The sequence below is a fragment of the Nocardiopsis sp. MG754419 genome, from assembly GCF_018207095.1.
Classification (GTDB): Bacteria; Actinomycetota; Actinomycetes; order Streptosporangiales; family Streptosporangiaceae; genus Nocardiopsis.
This window is the reverse complement of the sequence record NZ_QOCZ01000421.1, coordinates 1-340: the sequence shown is the minus strand read 5'-3', so window position 1 is coordinate 340 and position 340 is coordinate 1. Positions and strand designations below refer to the sequence as shown.

Annotated in this window: 1 pseudogene; it reads left to right on the top strand. The window is 63.8% G+C overall.

Going from position 1 to position 340, the window contains the following annotated elements:
- Positions 1–227, top strand: a pseudogene (locus tag DSY14_RS28380) (ABC transporter ATP-binding protein); the annotation flags it as partial.
- Positions 228–340 lie beyond the last annotated feature (113 nt).

The following is a 340-nucleotide window of genomic DNA, read 5'->3' as shown; positions in this document are numbered from 1 at the left end:
CAGTGCTGCTCACCACGCAGTACCTGGACGAGGCCGAGCAGCTGGCCGACCGGATCGCGATCCTCCACCGGGGTCGGATCATCGTGAACGGCACCCTCGCCGAGCTCAAGCAGCTCTTCCCGCCCGCCACGGTCGAGTACGTCGAGAAGCAGCCGACCCTGGAGGAGATCTTCCTCTCGATTATCGGTGGCGACGACAAGAGCGACGCCACCGGCACGAACGACTAGGGGCCAAGGATGACCGCGTACTTCTTCGGGGACACTGCTGTTCTCACGAAGCGCACCCTGCGCCATGTCACACGCAGCATCGACACCATCATCACGACCGTCATCACGCCGGT